General features: G+C 52.9%; 16 protein-coding genes. 14 read left to right on the top strand and 2 right to left on the bottom strand.

From position 1 onward, the window contains the following. Positions 1-96 precede the first annotated feature (96 nt). The gene (locus ACXADJ_RS07295) at positions 97-1,050 is read right to left on the bottom strand and encodes a peptidoglycan DD-metalloendopeptidase family protein (RefSeq protein ID WP_475064316.1); all 954 of its coding nucleotides are present in this window, start codon (positions 1,048-1,050) and stop codon (positions 97-99) included. Positions 1,051-1,115: 65 nt separating this feature from the next. Next, positions 1,116-2,468 carry an exodeoxyribonuclease VII large subunit gene (xseA, locus tag ACXADJ_RS07290; protein WP_475064315.1) on the bottom strand — a complete coding sequence of 451 codons (1,353 nt, stop codon included), beginning with the start codon at positions 2,466-2,468 and terminating at the stop codon, positions 1,116-1,118. Between the two features lie 171 nt (positions 2,469-2,639). Here xseA and ACXADJ_RS07285 point away from each other — a divergent pair, with 171 nt between their 5' ends. From ACXADJ_RS07285 to ACXADJ_RS07220, 14 genes are all read left to right on the top strand, one after another. Further along, positions 2,640-3,116, top strand: coding sequence for a DUF3015 family protein (locus ACXADJ_RS07285; RefSeq protein ID WP_475064314.1), 477 nt, complete (start codon positions 2,640-2,642; stop codon positions 3,114-3,116). A 204-nt stretch (positions 3,117-3,320) separates the two neighbouring features. Next, the gene (locus ACXADJ_RS07280) at positions 3,321-5,360 is read left to right on the top strand and encodes an Lnb N-terminal periplasmic domain-containing protein (RefSeq protein WP_475064313.1); all 2,040 of its coding nucleotides are present in this window, start codon (positions 3,321-3,323) and stop codon (positions 5,358-5,360) included. A gap of 92 nt (positions 5,361-5,452) precedes the next feature. Next, a complete protein-coding gene (locus tag ACXADJ_RS07275) occupies positions 5,453-6,286 on the top strand; it encodes an alpha/beta hydrolase (protein WP_475064312.1) in 834 nt (277 codons plus the stop codon). Between the two features lie 167 nt (positions 6,287-6,453). Beyond that, positions 6,454-7,941, top strand: coding sequence for an IMP dehydrogenase (guaB, locus tag ACXADJ_RS07270; RefSeq protein ID WP_475064311.1), 1,488 nt, complete (start codon positions 6,454-6,456; stop codon positions 7,939-7,941). 94 nt (positions 7,942-8,035) lie between these two features. Continuing rightward, entirely contained in the window at positions 8,036-9,613 is a 1,578-nt protein-coding gene (guaA, locus tag ACXADJ_RS07265; protein ID WP_475064310.1) for a glutamine-hydrolyzing GMP synthase, read from the top strand. 259 nt (positions 9,614-9,872) lie between these two features. Then, positions 9,873-10,151, top strand: a complete 279-nt coding sequence (locus tag ACXADJ_RS07260; protein WP_475064309.1) for a type II toxin-antitoxin system RelE/ParE family toxin — start codon at positions 9,873-9,875, stop codon at positions 10,149-10,151. Then, positions 10,151-10,444 carry a HigA family addiction module antitoxin gene (locus ACXADJ_RS07255; protein WP_475064308.1) on the top strand — a complete coding sequence of 98 codons (294 nt, stop codon included), beginning with the start codon at positions 10,151-10,153 and terminating at the stop codon, positions 10,442-10,444. The genes ACXADJ_RS07260 and ACXADJ_RS07255 overlap by 1 nt, the downstream gene beginning before the upstream one ends. Positions 10,445-10,575: 131 nt before the next feature. Further along, the gene (locus tag ACXADJ_RS07250) at positions 10,576-11,028 is read left to right on the top strand and encodes a hypothetical protein (RefSeq protein WP_475064307.1); all 453 of its coding nucleotides are present in this window, start codon (positions 10,576-10,578) and stop codon (positions 11,026-11,028) included. 358 nt (positions 11,029-11,386) lie between these two features. Continuing rightward, a complete protein-coding gene (locus ACXADJ_RS07245) occupies positions 11,387-11,602 on the top strand; it encodes a VF530 family protein (protein WP_475064306.1) in 216 nt (71 codons plus the stop codon). Positions 11,603-12,007: 405 nt separating this feature from the next. Continuing rightward, the gene (locus ACXADJ_RS07240) at positions 12,008-14,026 is read left to right on the top strand and encodes a transglycosylase SLT domain-containing protein (RefSeq protein WP_475064305.1); all 2,019 of its coding nucleotides are present in this window, start codon (positions 12,008-12,010) and stop codon (positions 14,024-14,026) included. 58 nt (positions 14,027-14,084) lie between these two features. Beyond that, complete coding sequence (locus ACXADJ_RS07235) at positions 14,085-14,507, top strand: nucleotidyltransferase domain-containing protein (protein ID WP_475064304.1); 423 nt, start codon at positions 14,085-14,087, stop codon at positions 14,505-14,507. Positions 14,508-14,535: 28 nt separating this feature from the next. Continuing rightward, positions 14,536-14,925 (top strand): type VII toxin-antitoxin system HepT family RNase toxin, encoded by a 390-nt coding sequence (hepT, locus tag ACXADJ_RS07230; RefSeq protein WP_475064303.1) that lies wholly within the window; start codon positions 14,536-14,538, stop codon positions 14,923-14,925. A gap of 16 nt (positions 14,926-14,941) precedes the next feature. After that, positions 14,942-15,370 (top strand): hypothetical protein, encoded by a 429-nt coding sequence (locus ACXADJ_RS07225; RefSeq protein ID WP_475064302.1) that lies wholly within the window; start codon positions 14,942-14,944, stop codon positions 15,368-15,370. 265 nt (positions 15,371-15,635) lie between these two features. Continuing rightward, positions 15,636-16,451 carry a hypothetical protein gene (locus ACXADJ_RS07220; protein ID WP_475064301.1) on the top strand — a complete coding sequence of 272 codons (816 nt, stop codon included), beginning with the start codon at positions 15,636-15,638 and terminating at the stop codon, positions 16,449-16,451. The last annotated feature ends 35 nt before the right edge of the window (positions 16,452-16,486 follow it).

Raw genomic sequence — 16,486 nt, 5'->3', positions numbered from 1 at the left:
ATTCAGTCGCATGGCGCGATGTCTGTCTATGCCATGCGGTGCGCAGTGCTCACCCTGCTTGTGTATAGGGTGTGCATTGCGCTCCCAAAAAATGGGTTAGTTCTTCGCTGCAATCGGGCTCGGTAGTAATTCTGGTTTTATAAACAATTTCGGGTTTACCCGTGCGTTGTTGAGTGAGACGGTCCAATGCAAATGTGGGCCGGTAACTCGTCCGGTGGCGCCGACCAAACCGATATGGTCGCCTTGCTTCACCACATCCCCTTCCTTTACGTCAATTTGGCTCAGGTGGCAGAACATGGTCACCAGCCCTTGTCCGTGGTCAATCAATACTGTGTTGCCGTTGAAATAGTAATCGCCGGTTTGCACCACCACGCCGTCCGATGGCGCGATGATTTCTGTGCCGGTTGCTGCTGCTATGTCGAGCCCGGTGTGTGGATTGCGCTTTTCGCCATTAAAAAAACGTTGTAATCCAAACGGGCTGGAAAGCGGTCCGATGACTGGCCAGATCATTGGCTGCCAGCTGTGGGTCGGCGAGGGTGTGAAGTCTTTAAAGACGCCAATCATTTTAGTGGCTTCGCTGCCAATTCGGGTCAGGGCTTCCTGGCTGGGATTTACGTGTTTGGCTTTTACTTGCAGGTGCTGTTCGCGATAGGTGTGTTTGCCAACGCTGAACGGGGTCGCGGTGCCATTAATGTACAAGGTGCGGTTGCCGGGGTCTGAACGAAGCTTGATGCCTACTACTGCCGTCCAGTGTTTGCCTTCAGGGGTGTCTTTCGACAGCAGCATGACCCGTTGGTCGTTGTAGGTAACGCTTGGCTCTGCGGCGCTGACGCCGAGGTCGAACAGGGCAACGCCACCCGGGATTCGATCTTGTTGTGGTGGTGTTTGTTTCTGAAGTGTTTGTTGCTGGGGTGTCTGTGTTGGAGCGGCTGCCTCGGCGGAACTGGCAGCCCACAAGACGGCATAGGCGAAGGCCATTCCTGATGCGATGTTGAACCAGGACGTTGGATGAAACAGCTTGTGCAGTTTTCGGCTGGTGGACGGTGACACGATAACTCTCCTGAATGCTGCGGTTGGTATGCGCTGTGTTTTTGTGCTGTCGCTTTGGGGTGGCGTCAGGACTTGTCGGGGCCGGCATGAATCGCGGTGATCTGACTTTCTACCATGCCTTCGGCCAGTCGAGTGGTCAGGGTGTCTCCAACGTTTGCCTGATCTGCCGATTGCAGTACGCCGCCGTCCTGCGTTTGAGTCAAGGAATAGCCCCGCCCCAGCACACTCAGCGGGCTCAGGCTTTGCAGCATATTTGCTTGATGCCCCAGCTGCTGCTGGCGACGTTCCAGATTGCGCTGCATGGCCTGTTGCAGTCGTTCCGACAGTCGCTGTTGCTTGTCGTTCAGTGCTTTCAGCGTTGTTGTCGGGTGTTGGTGTTGCAGTCGCTGCGTCCATTGCTGCAAGCGGAATCGGCGCTGCTGTTGTTGCTGCTGCCAGGCGCGCTGTAGCCGCTGCTCCAGTCGGTCGAGTTGTTGTGATTGCTGTTGCAGCTGTTGGGCCGGGTCGCGCAGGCGTGAACGCAGATTTAGCAATTGCTGTTTGTATTGCTGAATGCGGATCGGCTGGGCGCGTTGAAGTCGTTGCTGTATTCGTTGCAAATGGCTCAGTGTTTGCGACTGATCGGTGCTGACCAGTTCAGCAGCCGCAGACGGTGTGGCGGCGCGCATGTCGGCCACAAAGTCACAAATGGTGAAATCCACTTCGTGACCCACGGCACTGACCACGGGGAGTTTGGAGGCAAACACCGCACGAGCCAGATTTTCATCGTTGAAGCACCACAGATCTTCCATCGAGCCGCCGCCACGACCCAGAATAATGGCGTCAACCTTGTTGTCTCTGTTGGCGCGCTGAACGGCCTCGATCAGTTGTGCGGAGGCTTCAGCCCCTTGCACCATGGCCGGATAAATATCGACTTCGATGGCCGGATTACGGCGTTGGAGCACCGTCAGAATATCGTGCAGGGCAGCGCCGGTGGCGGAGGTGATCACCGCGACGCGGCGCACCTTCGGAATGGTCTGCTTGAATTCCGCATTGAACAACCCTTCGGCCGTAAGGCGGGCCTTTAGCTGTTGAAATGCCAGCAGCATGGCCCCTTCTCCAGCGGGTTTCATGGCATCAACAATCAGCTGGTAGTCGCCACGAGCTTCATACAGGCTGACCTTGGCGCGAATTTCTACCTTGTCGCCTTCCTTGGGCTGAAATTTCAAACGGCTTGCCGACGAGCGGAACATGGCGCAGCGCACCTGGGCGCGGCTGTCTTTCAGTGAAAAATACCAGTGGCCCGACGAGGGGCGCGACAAACTGGAAATTTCCCCTTCCACACGAACGTTCATAAAAGAGATTTCCAGCAGCTGCTTGGCGCGCTGGTTTAACTGGCTGACGCTGAAAATAACGGGTTCTGCTGTGGACTGGTTCATGTATTCCAAAGGTCGGTGCGAAGTGAGTGTAGCTGTTTGTAAATTTGTGGAGTCGCCAGCAAGTTGGGTAAAAAGCAACAGACCCATTTAAACACACTGGTTAGTATCGCGCATTCCAGAAACGGGGCTCGGATAAGCCCCTAATTCCACCTTGTGTTAAGGATTGATCAAATGAAAAAACTGATCGCTACTGTTGCGTTTGCTGGCCTGTCTTCTGTTGCTATGGCTGATCACGGCCCGGCAGGTTGTGGCCTGGGTACTGAAGTTGTTTTCCCTGATGCAACTGAATGGTACGAGCACGTTCTGGCTGCTACCACTAACGGTACTTCCGGCAACCAGACTTTCGGTATGACTTCCGGCACTCTGGGCTGTGAAGATGCCAACGGCCCTCTGGCTTCCAACACTCAGAAGTTCATGGACGACAACATGGATCAACTGGCTGCTGACGTTGCTGTTGGTCAGGGCGAAACTCTGGATGCGCTGGCTGAAGTAATGGCCATCGAATCTGCTGATCGCGCTGATTTCGCTGCTGCTCTGCAGTCCAACTTCACTCGCGTATTCAACGCTGAAGCTACTTCCGCTTCTGCGCTGACCGAAGTGAACGCAGTTCTGGCTGAATCTGCCAAGCTGAACAAGTACGCTGCTTAATTCGCAGTGATGCTTTGGCCGTGGCCTTTGGTGGCGGCCAGTTCATACACAGAGTGCGCTACGGCGCACTTTGTTGTTTCTGGCGTTTGGCAATTTGCTGGTAATTTCCATCCAGAAGACGATTCCTTTGCGGGATGGCCCAGACGTCATAAATGCCGACTAGATTGGCATGCCAATATTTGAGATTCAGGGTATCAAGGAACGATGAAGTACCAGGGTTTTTTCAATGCAGTGGCCGTGGTTCGCGCCAGTGCTTTTGTCGCGTTATCAGGATTTGGTGGTTTGCTGTTTACAGCTACACCGCATGCCGAGGAACTGCTCGCGGGCAGTCAGTTAAGCGTTGCCAGCGCTACGCAGGTTCAGGCTAGTGCCTTGGTGCGCACTGTAGAGCCTTCACGCCTCAAAGACATCAGTCAGCAACGCCAATGGGCGCATTTGCTGCATTATCGATATCACCCGTTTTCCATGCGCTGGCGCAGTCAGAACGACAGCGAAGCCTTCTTTGTTAGCCCTGATGCGTTGGCCATGCAAGGGCCTGAGCAGTTGCTGGAAGAGCTGACCGCCGAAGTAAAAGCGTTCCAGCAAACACGCTGGACGGATGTGAACGAATCGGCCCAGTGTCGCTTTCCGGCCAGATATTATTGGGTGAAAAAGCAGCTGCCAGACATTGAATGGCAGGACCTTGCGTGCCCCAACTTTGAGGAGTGGGCCGGCAAGCTGGATGCGCATTCGTTGACGCTGATTTTCCCGGCGTCCCATATCAACTCGCCGTCTTCCATGTACGGCCATACGCTGATTCGAATGGATCGCGAAGACCCGAACAGCAGCAAGCTGCTGGCTTTTAGCGTGAACTTCGCCGCCAATGCTGATCCGGATGACAACGAGCTGGTGTTCAGCGCCAAAGGTCTGGCTGGTGGCTATCCGGGGGTGGCGACGGTGATGCGCTACCACGAGAAAACCCGTGAGTATCAGCACATGGAATACCGCAATGTATGGGAATACCCGCTGAACCTGCAAGGTGACGAAGTCGACCAGTTTGTGCGTCATATCTGGGAAGTGCAGGGTACGGAATTCGATTATTACTTCTTTGACGAAAACTGCTCATACCGGGTGCTGGCCTTTATTGATGCCGCCAGCGAACGCTCCGATGCCGCCCGCCATTTCGACTTTACCGCCATTCCGGTAGACACCATTCGAGAGCTGGAGCATGAGCAGTTGCTGGGCAAGGCGGAATTCCGGCCGTCGGCAGCGACTTTGATGTCGCACATGATTGAAAACACGACCGGCGATGTCGTCGGGCGCGCGGTCGAGTTGGTGGATGCCAGTATTGATCCGCAAACCGATTTTAATGCGCTGCTGGACCAGCAATTGGCTGGTTTGAATGCGTTGGAGCAGGCGCAAATGCTTGAACTGGCGTATCAGTACGCTCGTTATGCTGCGATCAAGAAGAAGCAAAACGGCAAGGCTATTCGTAACGCCACTCTGGGGATTCTGGCTGCACGCAGCAAGCTGGGAGGCATTGACCCTTACCCGCCGCTGGAAACGGCACCGCCACGAGACGACGAAGGCCATGGTTCCCGACGTATTAGCTTTACTGCTGGTTCCGTTGGCGTGGATAACAACAGTGTGGCGCACGGCTTTGGCGGTTTGAGCTTCCGACCGGCTTATCACGATCTTGTCGATCCTTCCTATGGCTTTGTGCCCGGCTCCCAAATTGTGATGGGGAAAACCGACTTGCGTTGGGCTGAAGGTGATTCCATTCGACTGGAGCACTTCACCGCGGTGAATGTTCGTTCGTTGTCGGCCCGTGATGCGTTATTCCGCCCGACGTCCTGGGAAGTCGATGCCGGTTTTGAGCGTCGCTTGCAGGAGCAAAAACTTGGCGGATACCTGGATGTTGGCTTTGGCCGAACCTGGAAAACTGCTTTCGGTCGCCCATGGGCACTGGCGAAAACCACGTTGGACTGGGGCGGTTTCTCTGGCGTGAACTGGGGTTTGGCCGTTGGTCCAGAGCTGGGTTGGTACTATCAGGGCGATGAATTGCAAACCCGTATTACGGCCCGTTGGCAGCCGTCGCTGATGGGGCGTGATGTCGGCAAGCGCGTGGTGGAGGGTGAGTTTGCCTGGAGTCCAAATGTTGAATGGCAACTGCGCCTGATTCTGGCGCGTGAGCTGGAAGATATAGAAGGTGCCGGCAGTTATTCGCAAAATACCATGAGTTTGAATTCCAACTGGTATTTCTGATGGGGCGAATTCGCTCAGCAATAGAAGAGCTCTGGTTGAATGTTACTGGCAAATCATCACGCCGATGGATTGCTGGTGGCGTACTCCTGGCTATGGTCGGTTTGCTGGGCGGTTGTACTTCGCTCACCGGCTTTTACTTCTATCCGAAGCAAAGCTGGCTACAAACGCCGGAAGACCTCGGCATTCGCTACGACGATGTGTACCTGCAAACCCACGACGGTACGCAGGTGCATGGCTGGTGGATGAACGGCTTAATGGATGAACGTGCTGATTCTGGCCGCTCTGATGGCACCGTGCAAAAGCTCCCGATGGTGCTGTTTCTTCATGGTAACGGCGAAAACATCAGTACTCACATGCGTTCGGTTGCCTGGCTGGTGTACGAAGGTGTGGATGTTTTCGCGCTGGACTATCGCGGTTACGGCGCGTCTGGTGGTTCAGCCCAGTTGCCTGCGGTGCTACAGGACGTTGAAGCAGCAGCGGGCTGGTTGCGCGGGCATTTTCCAGATCGTCGGTTGGTTGTGCTGGGGCAGAGCTTCGGTGGCGGCCTGGCGGTGATCTTTGGTCATCATGCGGCTGAAAAATATCAAATCAGCGCAGTGGTTGCTGAATCTACCCCTTACGCTTATTCCGAAGCCGCACGGGAAATACTGTCTCGTAATTGGCTGGGGTGGGTGGTTTGGCCATTTGCCTGGTTGCTGCCAACCGATTGGGACCCGAGGCGGTTTACCGAAGACTACCCGGTGCCCATTCTCCTGCTGCACAGCAGGGAGGACGGGGTGGTGGCCTATCATCACGGTCGTGATTTGCTGAAAGCCATTGGTGCGACAGCCTGCTGGCAAGAAACCACCGGGCCGCACATCGGCGGTTTTGCCTCAGAGGCCGTGCGGGCCAAAACATTGGAATTTATTGAAATTACGCAATGCTGACCATTTACCCGAAATGGCATTTTGAGTACAATTACGCGCCTAAAATTATCCGGGGTCGACCATACGTTGACGTGACAACCCCGGCAGAACAGGCCAGCTTTCGGGGCACTCCTGCCACCCACGTTCAAACCGGTTGACCCTCCACTCCCCACTCTGGAAGGCTCTCTATGTTGCGAATCGCTCAAGAAGCACTCACATTTGATGATGTGCTGTTGGTCCCCGGTTATTCCGAAGTCCTGCCGAATCAGGTATCTCTGAAAACCCGTCTGACCCGTGGAATTGAGCTCAACATCCCTCTGATTTCCGCTGCCATGGACACCGTTACTGAAGCACGTTTGGCCATTGCCATCGCTCAGGAAGGCGGTCTGGGTATCATCCACAAAAACCTGACCACAGAAGAGCAGGCTGCGGAAGTTCGCAAGGTCAAGAAATTCGAGAGCGGCGTTGTTAAAGACCCGATCACTGTTTCCAGCAACAACACCATCAGCGACGTTCTGGCGCTGCAACAACTGCACGGCATTTCTGGTATGCCAGTGGTTGATGGCGGTGAGCTGGTCGGTATCGTTACCTCCCGTGACGTTCGTTTCGAAAAGAACCTGAGCGCGACCGTTGCCTCCGTGATGACCGGCAAAGACGCTCTGGTTACTGTTAAGGAAGGCACCAGCCCGGACGAAGTTCAGGGTCTGCTGCACAAGCACCGTATTGAAAAGGTTCTGGTTCTGGACGAAGCCGACAAGCTGGTTGGTTTGATGACCGTTAAGGACATCGATAAGGCCAAGGCTTTCCCGAACGCTGCCAAAGACGACAAGGGCAGCCTGCTGGTTGGCGCTGCTGTTGGTACTGGAGCTGGCACCGACGAACGTGTAGACGCTCTGGTTGCTGCCGGTGTAGACGTGATCGTGGTAGATACCGCGCACGGCCACACCTCCAACGCTAATGGCACCGGTGTTATCGACCGTGTCCGTCAGGTAAAAACCAAGTACCCACACGTACAGGTAATCGGCGGCAACATCGCTACTGCAGAAGCCGCTATTGCTTTGGCTGAAGCTGGCGCAGACGGCGTGAAAGTGGGCATCGGCCCTGGTTCCATCTGTACTACCCGTATCGTTGCCGGTGTTGGTGTACCTCAGATCAGTGCTGTCGCCAACGTTGCAGCAGCGATGGAAAAATACGGCGTACCGGTTGTTGCTGACGGCGGTATCCGCTTCTCTGGCGACATCTCCAAGGCGCTGGTTGCCGGTGCTTCTGTGATCATGGTTGGCTCCATGCTGGCCGGTACCGATGAGTCTCCGGGTGAAGTTGAGCTGTACCAGGGTCGTGCTTACAAGTCTTACCGTGGTATGGGCTCTCTCGGTGCGATGGGCCAGGCTCAAGGTTCTTCCGACCGTTACTTCCAGGATAAGAAAGGCGGCGTAGACAAGTTGGTGCCAGAAGGTATTGAAGGTCGTATCGCGGTTAAAGGCCCGCTGGGTAACGTAGTTCACCAGCTGATGGGCGGTGTGCGTGCTTCTATGGGTTACACCGGTTGCGCCACCATCGATGAGATGCGTACCAAGCCAGAATTCGTCAAAATCACTGGCGCAGGCATGAAAGAATCTCACGTTCACGATGTGCAGATTACGAAAGAAGCTCCTAACTACCGTCTGGGTGACTAATGGCTTCCTGGTGGTCTGCAATGGCCACCAATTTTGATTTTTGGATGCCGGGGTAAAGCCCCGGCGTTTTCATTTCTACAGGTTTGGAACTGATATGTCTCAAGACATCCACGCTCACAAAATTCTGATTCTGGATTTTGGCTCCCAGTACACCCAGCTGATTGCCCGTCGCGTTCGTGAAATCGGCGTATTCTCTGAAATTCGCGCGTTCGATATGGACGAAGCGGAAATCCGTGAATTCAACCCATCCGGTATCATCCTCGCCGGTGGCCCGGAATCCGTGACCGAAGCCGGTTCTCCTCGTGCGCCTGAATGCGTATTCACCATGGGCCTGCCAGTGCTGGGCATTTGCTACGGCATGCAAACCATGGCTGAACAGCTGGGTGGCAAGGTAGAAGGTTCTTCCATCCGCGAATTCGGTTACGCGCAGATCAAGGAAGAAGGCGACAGCAAGTTCTTCCGTGACATCCGCGACCACATCGACGCTGATGGTAAATCACTGCTGGACGTGTGGATGTCCCACGGTGACAAGGTTGTGGCCATGCCAGAAGGCTTCGAGCTGATGGCGTCCACCGGTTCTTGCCCAATTGCTGGCATGAGCAACGACGAGAAGAACTTCTTCGGCGTTCAGTTCCACCCGGAAGTGACTCACTCCCTGCAAGGTCAGCGCCTGCTGGAGCGTTTTGTTCTGGAAATCTGTGGCTGTGAAGCGCTGTGGACTCCAGCCAAAATCATCGAAGACCAGATCGAAAAAGTACGCGAACAGGTTGGCGACAAGAAAGTTCTGCTGGGTCTGTCCGGCGGTGTTGACTCCTCTGTGGTTGCTGCACTGCTGCATAAAGCCATTGGCGACCAACTGACTTGTGTATTTGTAGACAACGGTCTGCTGCGCAAGAACGAAGGCGACATGGTGATGGAAATGTTCGCCAAGAACATGGGTGTGAAGGTGATCCGTGCGGATGCCGAAGACCTGTTCCTGGGCAAGCTGGCCGGTATTTCTGACCCTGAGCAGAAGCGTAAGGTGATTGGTAACACCTTCATCGAAGTATTCGACGAAGAAGCCGGCAAGCTGAAAGACGTTCCTTTCCTGGCCCAAGGCACTATTTACCCTGACGTGATCGAATCTGCCGCCGCCAAGACTGGCAAGGCGCACGTGATCAAGTCCCACCACAACGTCGGTGGTCTGCCAGAAGACATGAAAATGGAACTGGTTGAGCCGCTGCGTGAGCTGTTCAAGGACGAAGTTCGCAAGATCGGTCTGGAACTGGGTCTGCCTTACGACATGGTTTACCGTCATCCATTCCCGGGCCCGGGTCTGGGCGTACGTATTCTGGGTGAAGTGAAGAAGGAATACGCCGACGTACTGCGTGAAGCCGACGCCATCTTCATCGAAGAACTGCACAACTTCGACTGGTACCACAAAACCTCTCAGGCCTTCGTGGTATTCCTGCCGGTTAAATCCGTAGGTGTCGTAGGCGACCAGCGTCGCTACGAGTGGGTTGTATCCCTGCGTGCGGTAGAAACCATCGACTTCATGACCGCTCGCTGGGCGCACCTGCCGTACGAGCTGTTGGAGAAAGTCTCCAACCGTATCATCAACGAGATCGAACACATCTCCCGCGTAGCGTACGACGTATCGTCCAAGCCACCGGCCACTATTGAGTGGGAATAAAGAGCGAGTGGGAATAAGCCGGGAGCGCGGGCCGCTGGCCCGCATAAAACGGTGATGCAAGAGCAGGTCGGGCCGCACAGGCTTGCCTGCGATAAAACGGGAGCTTCGGCTCCCGTTTTTATGCCTGAAATTTATGGTAAGGGCCCGGGCTCAGTGGCTACCTTGAGTGTTGTAAGGAGGCGAGGGCATCTATTCTGACCATTGAAGACTGTTCGCTGTTAAATTGCACCGTGTTGCGCAACACGCTACACTTCTTCCCATGATTAAGTCATTCAAGCATAAGGGCCTGAAGCTCTTCTTCGAGAAAGGCAAAACTTCAGGCATACAGGCCAAGCATGCGAACAAACTTCGTATGCAGTTGGCCGCTATCCATACCGCACATGATATTGAAGACATTAATCTGCCGGGCTTTTCTCTGCATCAACTCAAAGGAGAGAGGTCTGATATCTGGTCGATATCAGTAAACGGTAATTGGAGAGTAACTTTTAGGTTCACGGATGGTAATGCTTACATCTTGAATTATGAGGATTATCACTAATGGATATTTACAATCCACCGCATCCAGGTGAATTTATTGAATCAATTTACATGGAGCCGCATGGCATAAGCTGCAGAACGCTTGCTATCCACCTTGGGGTTGCCGCTTCAACGCTCAATCGTGTCGTTAAAGGCAAGAGCGCCGTGACGCCAGAGATGGCGCTGAGGCTGTCAAAAGTGCTGGGGAGAAGCCCTGAAAGTTGGTTGAGCATGCAAGATAACTACGAACTTTGGCAGGCGAAGCAAAAAATCAACCTCGACAACGTCCGTCCGATCGACCTGCATATCGCTTGACAACCTGAGGCCGTGAGCTCTCGCTTTAAGGAGGCCACTAACTCTGGCCATCTATTTCTCCTGCTCGATTTCGAACAAACGCTCGTCCGTCAGGTTCAAACCTGTCGCACTACCGCTCTGGATCAATGTGCTTGCTGAAGTCTTCCCGCATCGTGGTTATTCCTCATTACCGCGATACGGACATTCAGGCCATGATAACGATAAATACACTGATTGCAGATTTTGACGAGAAGTACCGAACCGGGAGTTCCCAGCTCGATCAGGATTTTCAGAAAGGACTGCTGCTGCTGAAAGAGACCATTCAGGCGACGGACGAGCAGCTACCAGCCTTGCTGAACAAGTTACTGGAGCATTATCAGCTTCAGTTTTTCGAAGAGGAGGCCGTGTTTACGGCCTACGATACTCCCCGTTTAGAGCAGCATTTTCGCGAACACCAAACGGCGATTGGCATATTGTCCGAGTGTGCCCAGAACGCTAATGACGGGCGCTTCGGTCCAGCTCGTGATGGGTTGACTGGGGAATTCAGCCAATGGCTGGCTCGATATTTTCGCGAGTATCAACGTGTTGCCGTGCCTGAAGCCTAGTCGAGCTCCCATGCGCCAAGCTAGGGACCCTCTGAAAAACTCGGTGCCTGCTCTGGATGACAGGGCGCAGCTGAGTCACGAAGCTGATTTGCAGACCTGACGGGTCAAGTCAAAAATCAGCGACACAGAGTCAGCAATGCCCTGCCATCCCCGTAGGGCGCGGCCTGCATGCCGCCAGAACAGCGTTGGCGAATTTGGAAAGGGCCAGCCATTCCGCTGCATTCGCCGCCTTGTTCTGACAACCTGAAGGACTCGCGCAGAGCTGTGCAGAGTTATTCAGAGGGTCCCTAGGCCAGGACTGTCACTACAAAAGGATTTCATTCAGAATACGCCGTTTTAATAACGGCGTATTTGCTCTATGGATAACCAACCCAACAATCCGCTTCACGGCCTTACGCTGGAAAAAATTCTGACTCAGCTGGTGGATCACTATGGCTGGGAAGGCCTGCACAGTCGCATACGCGTTAACTGTTTCTCCAGTGACCCATCCATCAAGTCATCGCTGAAGTTCTTGCGCAAAACCCAGTGGGCGCGTGACAAGGTCGAAGCCTTGTACATTAAAACCTTTGCTTGATTTACATATTGATAGCAAATCGTGTCCTTCGCTTCATAACTGCACTCTATAGGGGACATCTATTTAATCCGGTGCTCACTCTGGGCTACCGGATGGTTTCGAATCACGAAGCCGAGTTGCAGGCCTGGCGGGTCAAGTCAAAAGTCGGCGACACAGAGTCGAGATCATCCGGCAGCCCCCGCAGGGCGCGGGTTGCCGCCGCCCAGTGCTGTGTTGACGAACTTGGAAAGACTCGACCGGACAGGTTTGTCATTCCGCTGCATTCGTCGCCTTGCACTGAACAACGGCAACACTCGCGCAGAGCCGTGCAGGATTAAATAGATGTCCCCTTTACACCTGAAATGTTGACCTGAGCCATTCTATGGTCGAGGATTTTGTAATCACTCGTTAAATCCAGTTAAGAACATGAAAGTTGTCACACTTACATCGAGCCTGCTGATGCTGCTATTCAGTCAGCTCTCTACCGCCGCAGGCGGTGATCCAAATGCCACAGGACGTGCGCTGGAAAACGAACCCTTGCCTGCTCATCAGGCGTTTGAACGGACTGAGGCACTCATCAAAACTGCGCCTTACGGCCGGGCCGCCAGCCTGGTTCTGGAGCAGAAAGACAATCCGCTGTATCCCTATCTGCAATACCAGCTGTATCAGCGATTTCCCAAAATGGTCGACCAGCAGGACATCAACCGCTTTCTTGATCAATATCGATTGTTTCCCAAACGGGGAAAGTTACAGCGCAATTGGCTGGATGCACTGGCCAGCCAGCAGCGCTGGGACGACTGGGTGGTTGCCTACCAACGTTTGCCGCTCAACGTAACAGAAACCCGTTGCGATCTTGCCCGGGCCTACATGGCTACTGGCAAACAGGATGAAGCGAACCAGCTGGCTGCTGAACTGTGGACGGTTGGGAAATCTCAACCGGATGCCTGTGATGGCGTGTTCGATCGCTGGATCGCCAACGGTAACCTGACCCAGGAGCGAGCAGAGCAGCGCTACTGGCTGGCAGCGACCGCTGGAAATATGCAGCTTGCCCGCTACTTACACCGTTTTATGTCTTCTGATGCCACAGCGTTGGCAAAGAAGTATGAAACCTTGCGTCGTAACCCCAAGCTGGTGCCGGGTGCTGATATCACCTCGTTCCCTGAAAAGGCGCAAGCGGCTTTGGTCAAGAGGTCTTTCCAATCGCTGGCACGGAAAAGTGCTGATACCACGGCCGAGCGATGGCTGGTATATCGTGGCCGACTGGAATCGAATAGCTCTCTTGTCAAAGGGCTGGATGCCTACATCGGTAAGCGACTTGCACTAAAAAACGAATCGGAATCTGCTGGCCTGTTGCAACGATTGGACCCGAATTATCAATACGGTGAACTGACGGAAGCCCGCTTGCGCCAAGTGTTGGGTGCGGAGTCCATCGACTGGGTAAAACTGCAAGCGCTGATTGCTCGTTTGCCGGTAGACCTCAGAAAGTCCGACCGTTGGCAGTACTGGTACGCGACGGCGGCTCAAAATCTGTCTCCAGACAGTGTTCAAGAAGAGGCAATTCAACAGATTTGGGAAACCCTGGCGGGCAACCGGTCTTTCTATGGTTTTCTTGCCGCTGCACAGCAAAAACTGCCGTATGACCTGAACAACGAACAGCCTCAGCTGGATGAAGCAACATTGGCCGTGATTGAACAAAACCCGGCCATTGTGCGGGCAAAACTTCTGCTGCAACTGGATCGAAAAACAGACGCCCAGCGCGAATGGAATTCTGCTCGTGCCAGTTTTGATGCAACCCAGCGGCAACAGCTGGCTTCGCTTTCGTCACAATGGGGTTGGCACCATCGAGCCATTATGGACGCCATCCGCCAAGGGCAGTGGAATTACCTCGATGCCCGCTTCCCGAAACAATTTGCTGATGTGTTTGGTCAAGCCGCTGAACAAAACGAAATCGACACCATTTGGGCAACGGCCATTGCCCGTCAGGAGAGTGCCTTCAAAACCGCTGCGGTTTCTCCGGTTGGTGCCCGTGGCCTGATGCAGTTAATGCCAGCAACAGCGAAGCACACAGCCAAAAAATACGGCATCGACCTCAAGAACACACAGGCGCTGTTCGAGCCAGAAACCAATATTGCATTGGGAACCGCTTATCTGGCCGAAATGTACGAACGCTTCGACCGCAATCGGGCCTACGCCAGCGCAGCCTACAATGCAGGCCCGCGCAGGGTAGATGGCTGGTTGAAAGAACGAGGTCACCTGCCTCTGGACGCCTGGATCGAAACCATTCCCTACAGCGAAACCCGCACCTATGTTCAGAACGTGCTGGCATTTCGGGTTATCTACGCCCAGCGGGCAGGGCAGGAAGTTGCCATGTTGTCGCCTAGTGAACGGCTGATGCTGGCGTACCAGTTTGATAGCAACCAGCAAGAACAGGATGCGGTGAATTGATGGGGTGCAGTGGTTGCCTGGCCATGAGCAATGCTTTTCAATAATAGCCAGATAACTATTGGCTCAGGTTAAGCACAGGAATGACATCACCGATTCTCGATCAAGTATCGCCTTGGCCAAGCTTCAGGAAGACGTCGAAGTGGTTTGGCTTTATGGCTCTCATGCTAAGGGCAATGCCGGGAGTGCGAGTGACATCGACCTGGCAGTCGCCTTCAATCCAGTCAAACTTGAAAATGAACTCGAAACCCGTTTGCGACCAGAAATACTGGCCGACGATTGGTGTCGGGCGCTTGGCCTGCCAGACAAAATGCTCTCTGTTGTGGACATTAATATCGTGCCAATTCCGCTGGCATTTGAGGTCATTAATGCCAACTCTGTTCTGCTAAATAAAGATGATGGCAGCAGGCGACTGTGGGAAGAAGGGCGTATTATGTCGCGAATGGAAATAGACGTAGAGTACCAGGCCAATGCCTTCAAATAGCGCTTATGCAATCGCAATGCGAGCTGCAATGAAGCAAACGCAGTCAGAAATTGCAGAGTTGGCGTCCATTCTGAAAGATCGCCCGCTGTCCGGGCTTGAATACCGAGCTGCTGAACGCACCCTGCAAGTTGCTATCGGAGCCTGTGCTGGTATTTCCAAACACTGGTCTAAAGCCCTGCAAGGCTATAGCAAGCCAAATGTTTACGAGTCCTTTGAAGTTCTGGCTCAGCATCAGTATCTGACACTTGAAGAGCTGAAAGGCTGGAAGAAAGTGATTGGCCTGCGCAATGTGCTGGTACATGAGTACCTGAACGTCAACCCCGAAACGGTTCGTAGCGTTATTGCTGATGGTTACACTCAACAGCTATTCGATTTCGCTGACAAGGGGCTGGATTGGCTGTCCAATCAGGCCGTATAAAAGGAAGTAAACACATATGTTTTATCGAGCTGCGCTGGCAGCTATCGCGGGTGTTCTAATAGTTGCTCAAATCCCCGAGTCATTGGCTGCCAAATCGCATTCCTCAATACAGTCACCAATACTGGGTTCCTGGACCTTCGACAGCAATGGCTGCGAAGAAACCTATCATTTCAGCGCCGACGGCATACGTACCGTGACGGCCAATGAGGAAGTTGTAAAAGCCCGATACCAGCTGCGAGCCTTGCGTCCCCAACAAGGACTCTATTTTATTACCGATACAGTAATCTCGGACAACGGCAAACCTGACTGTTCGGGAGATACCAGCGTAATGACGGGCGACACTGTGCAGCTATTGATGCGCTTTCAGGAGAGTCCCAAACGTTTTAGCTTCTGCTTTGATGATGCCTTGCTGGACTGTATTGGGCCGTTTATTCACAACGACTAGTAGTCGTTAATAATGAGCCAACACTCTTTGCCAGTCTTTTGACACCATGCGTGCGACTATGCTGAAGCGCGGTTTCGAACGAGTGTGCGGACGGATGGCAAGGTTTTCACGTAACCAGTAATCGCTCCGCAGAAGAAAAACTTAAAGCTGTGTACGGAATCAGTTGCCCGCTGCACTTTGTGTTTTTGGCGTGGTTCTCAAATTTTCATTGATGGACTTTTGTTTTTCGTTCTGCAGAGTATTATTTTAAAAAAAGGAGGTTTTTATGACAAGGGATGAGTTTATAAGGCAAAAGACTACTGAAGCTCGCTTGAGATCCGAGCTAGGTAGGAATAAAAAGAGCATCGATGTGATTAGCACATCGATGCTGATTGACTATATTGCAGGAAGTAACATTAAAGTTACAGCGTTAAAAGCTGTTGAATATTTTGAGGTCGGTGCAAATCACCTTGCAGCAATTCTAGATTTTCAAACTGTTGCTACTCTCCTTCGAGACTGTGGAATTGGAGCGAAATTTGTCCTGAAGGAAGTGATGGGGCGCCAGTATATAATCTTACAGGGCACGACTCGTAGACGAAGCATCTATAAAATGGCAAGCTATTTCCCGAGAGATTCTAAAGTTGTTGATTTGGCACTCACAAGAGAAAGTACCTTGAATTCTCTTAAGAGTGGTGTGAGGTTGAGCATTTTTGTCGCTGTTCCTATAAATATTCTGAAGTATATATTAGATGATAAAGCTACAATGGCTCATCTGATCGGAGAAACTGCAACAGATTTGGTGAAAATCGGTGTCGCATCGATGGTTGCGGCTGCTGTTTCAACAGCTGTAGCATCAATCTTTGTTTTTGCTGCTGGCCCGTTAATAGCAGCAATCATGGTTGGTGTTGGTGTGGCTTTTTGGCTGGACGATCAAGATGAAAAATATCAAATAACTCAAAATCTCATCGCATCTTTGTTGAATGCATCAAAAGTTGCTTCTAAAAAGACTAAAGAGATTGCTTCTCTTCCTCATGAGCTAGAAAAGCATCTTGAATGGCAATATGAAAGTGGTCGTCCAGTTGGACAGGGTGTATTTTACTAATGGATGAAAAGGTTAAAGCACAACTTATACTATTC

It is taken from the genome of Oceanobacter sp. ABM4_470, assembly GCF_056158645.1.
The sequence above is the reverse complement of the archived record's forward strand: the minus strand, read 5'-3'. Positions and strand labels throughout refer to the sequence as shown.

Excerpts from the sequence above, each read along its gene's own strand:
- ACXADJ_RS07245 (WP_475064306.1), top strand. The coding sequence starts at position 11,387 with ATGGATAACCAACCCAACAATCCGCTTCACGGCCTTACGCTGGAAAAA.
- ACXADJ_RS07220 (WP_475064301.1), top strand. The coding sequence starts at position 15,636 with ATGACAAGGGATGAGTTTATAAGGCAAAAGACTACTGAAGCTCGCTTG.
- hepT (WP_475064303.1), top strand. The coding sequence starts at position 14,536 with ATGAAGCAAACGCAGTCAGAAATTGCAGAGTTGGCGTCCATTCTGAAA.
- ACXADJ_RS07285 (WP_475064314.1), top strand. The coding sequence starts at position 2,640 with ATGAAAAAACTGATCGCTACTGTTGCGTTTGCTGGCCTGTCTTCTGTT.
- guaA (WP_475064310.1), top strand. The coding sequence starts at position 8,036 with ATGTCTCAAGACATCCACGCTCACAAAATTCTGATTCTGGATTTTGGC.
- ACXADJ_RS07225 (WP_475064302.1), top strand. The coding sequence starts at position 14,942 with ATGTTTTATCGAGCTGCGCTGGCAGCTATCGCGGGTGTTCTAATAGTT.
- guaB (WP_475064311.1), top strand. The coding sequence starts at position 6,454 with ATGTTGCGAATCGCTCAAGAAGCACTCACATTTGATGATGTGCTGTTG.
- xseA (WP_475064315.1), bottom strand. The coding sequence starts at position 2,468 with ATGAACCAGTCCACAGCAGAACCCGTTATTTTCAGCGTCAGCCAGTTA.
- ACXADJ_RS07275 (WP_475064312.1), top strand. The coding sequence starts at position 5,453 with ATGGTCGGTTTGCTGGGCGGTTGTACTTCGCTCACCGGCTTTTACTTC.
- ACXADJ_RS07280 (WP_475064313.1), top strand. The coding sequence starts at position 3,321 with ATGAAGTACCAGGGTTTTTTCAATGCAGTGGCCGTGGTTCGCGCCAGT.
- ACXADJ_RS07260 (WP_475064309.1), top strand. The coding sequence starts at position 9,873 with ATGATTAAGTCATTCAAGCATAAGGGCCTGAAGCTCTTCTTCGAGAAA.
- ACXADJ_RS07240 (WP_475064305.1), top strand. The coding sequence starts at position 12,008 with ATGAAAGTTGTCACACTTACATCGAGCCTGCTGATGCTGCTATTCAGT.
- ACXADJ_RS07255 (WP_475064308.1), top strand. The coding sequence starts at position 10,151 with ATGGATATTTACAATCCACCGCATCCAGGTGAATTTATTGAATCAATT.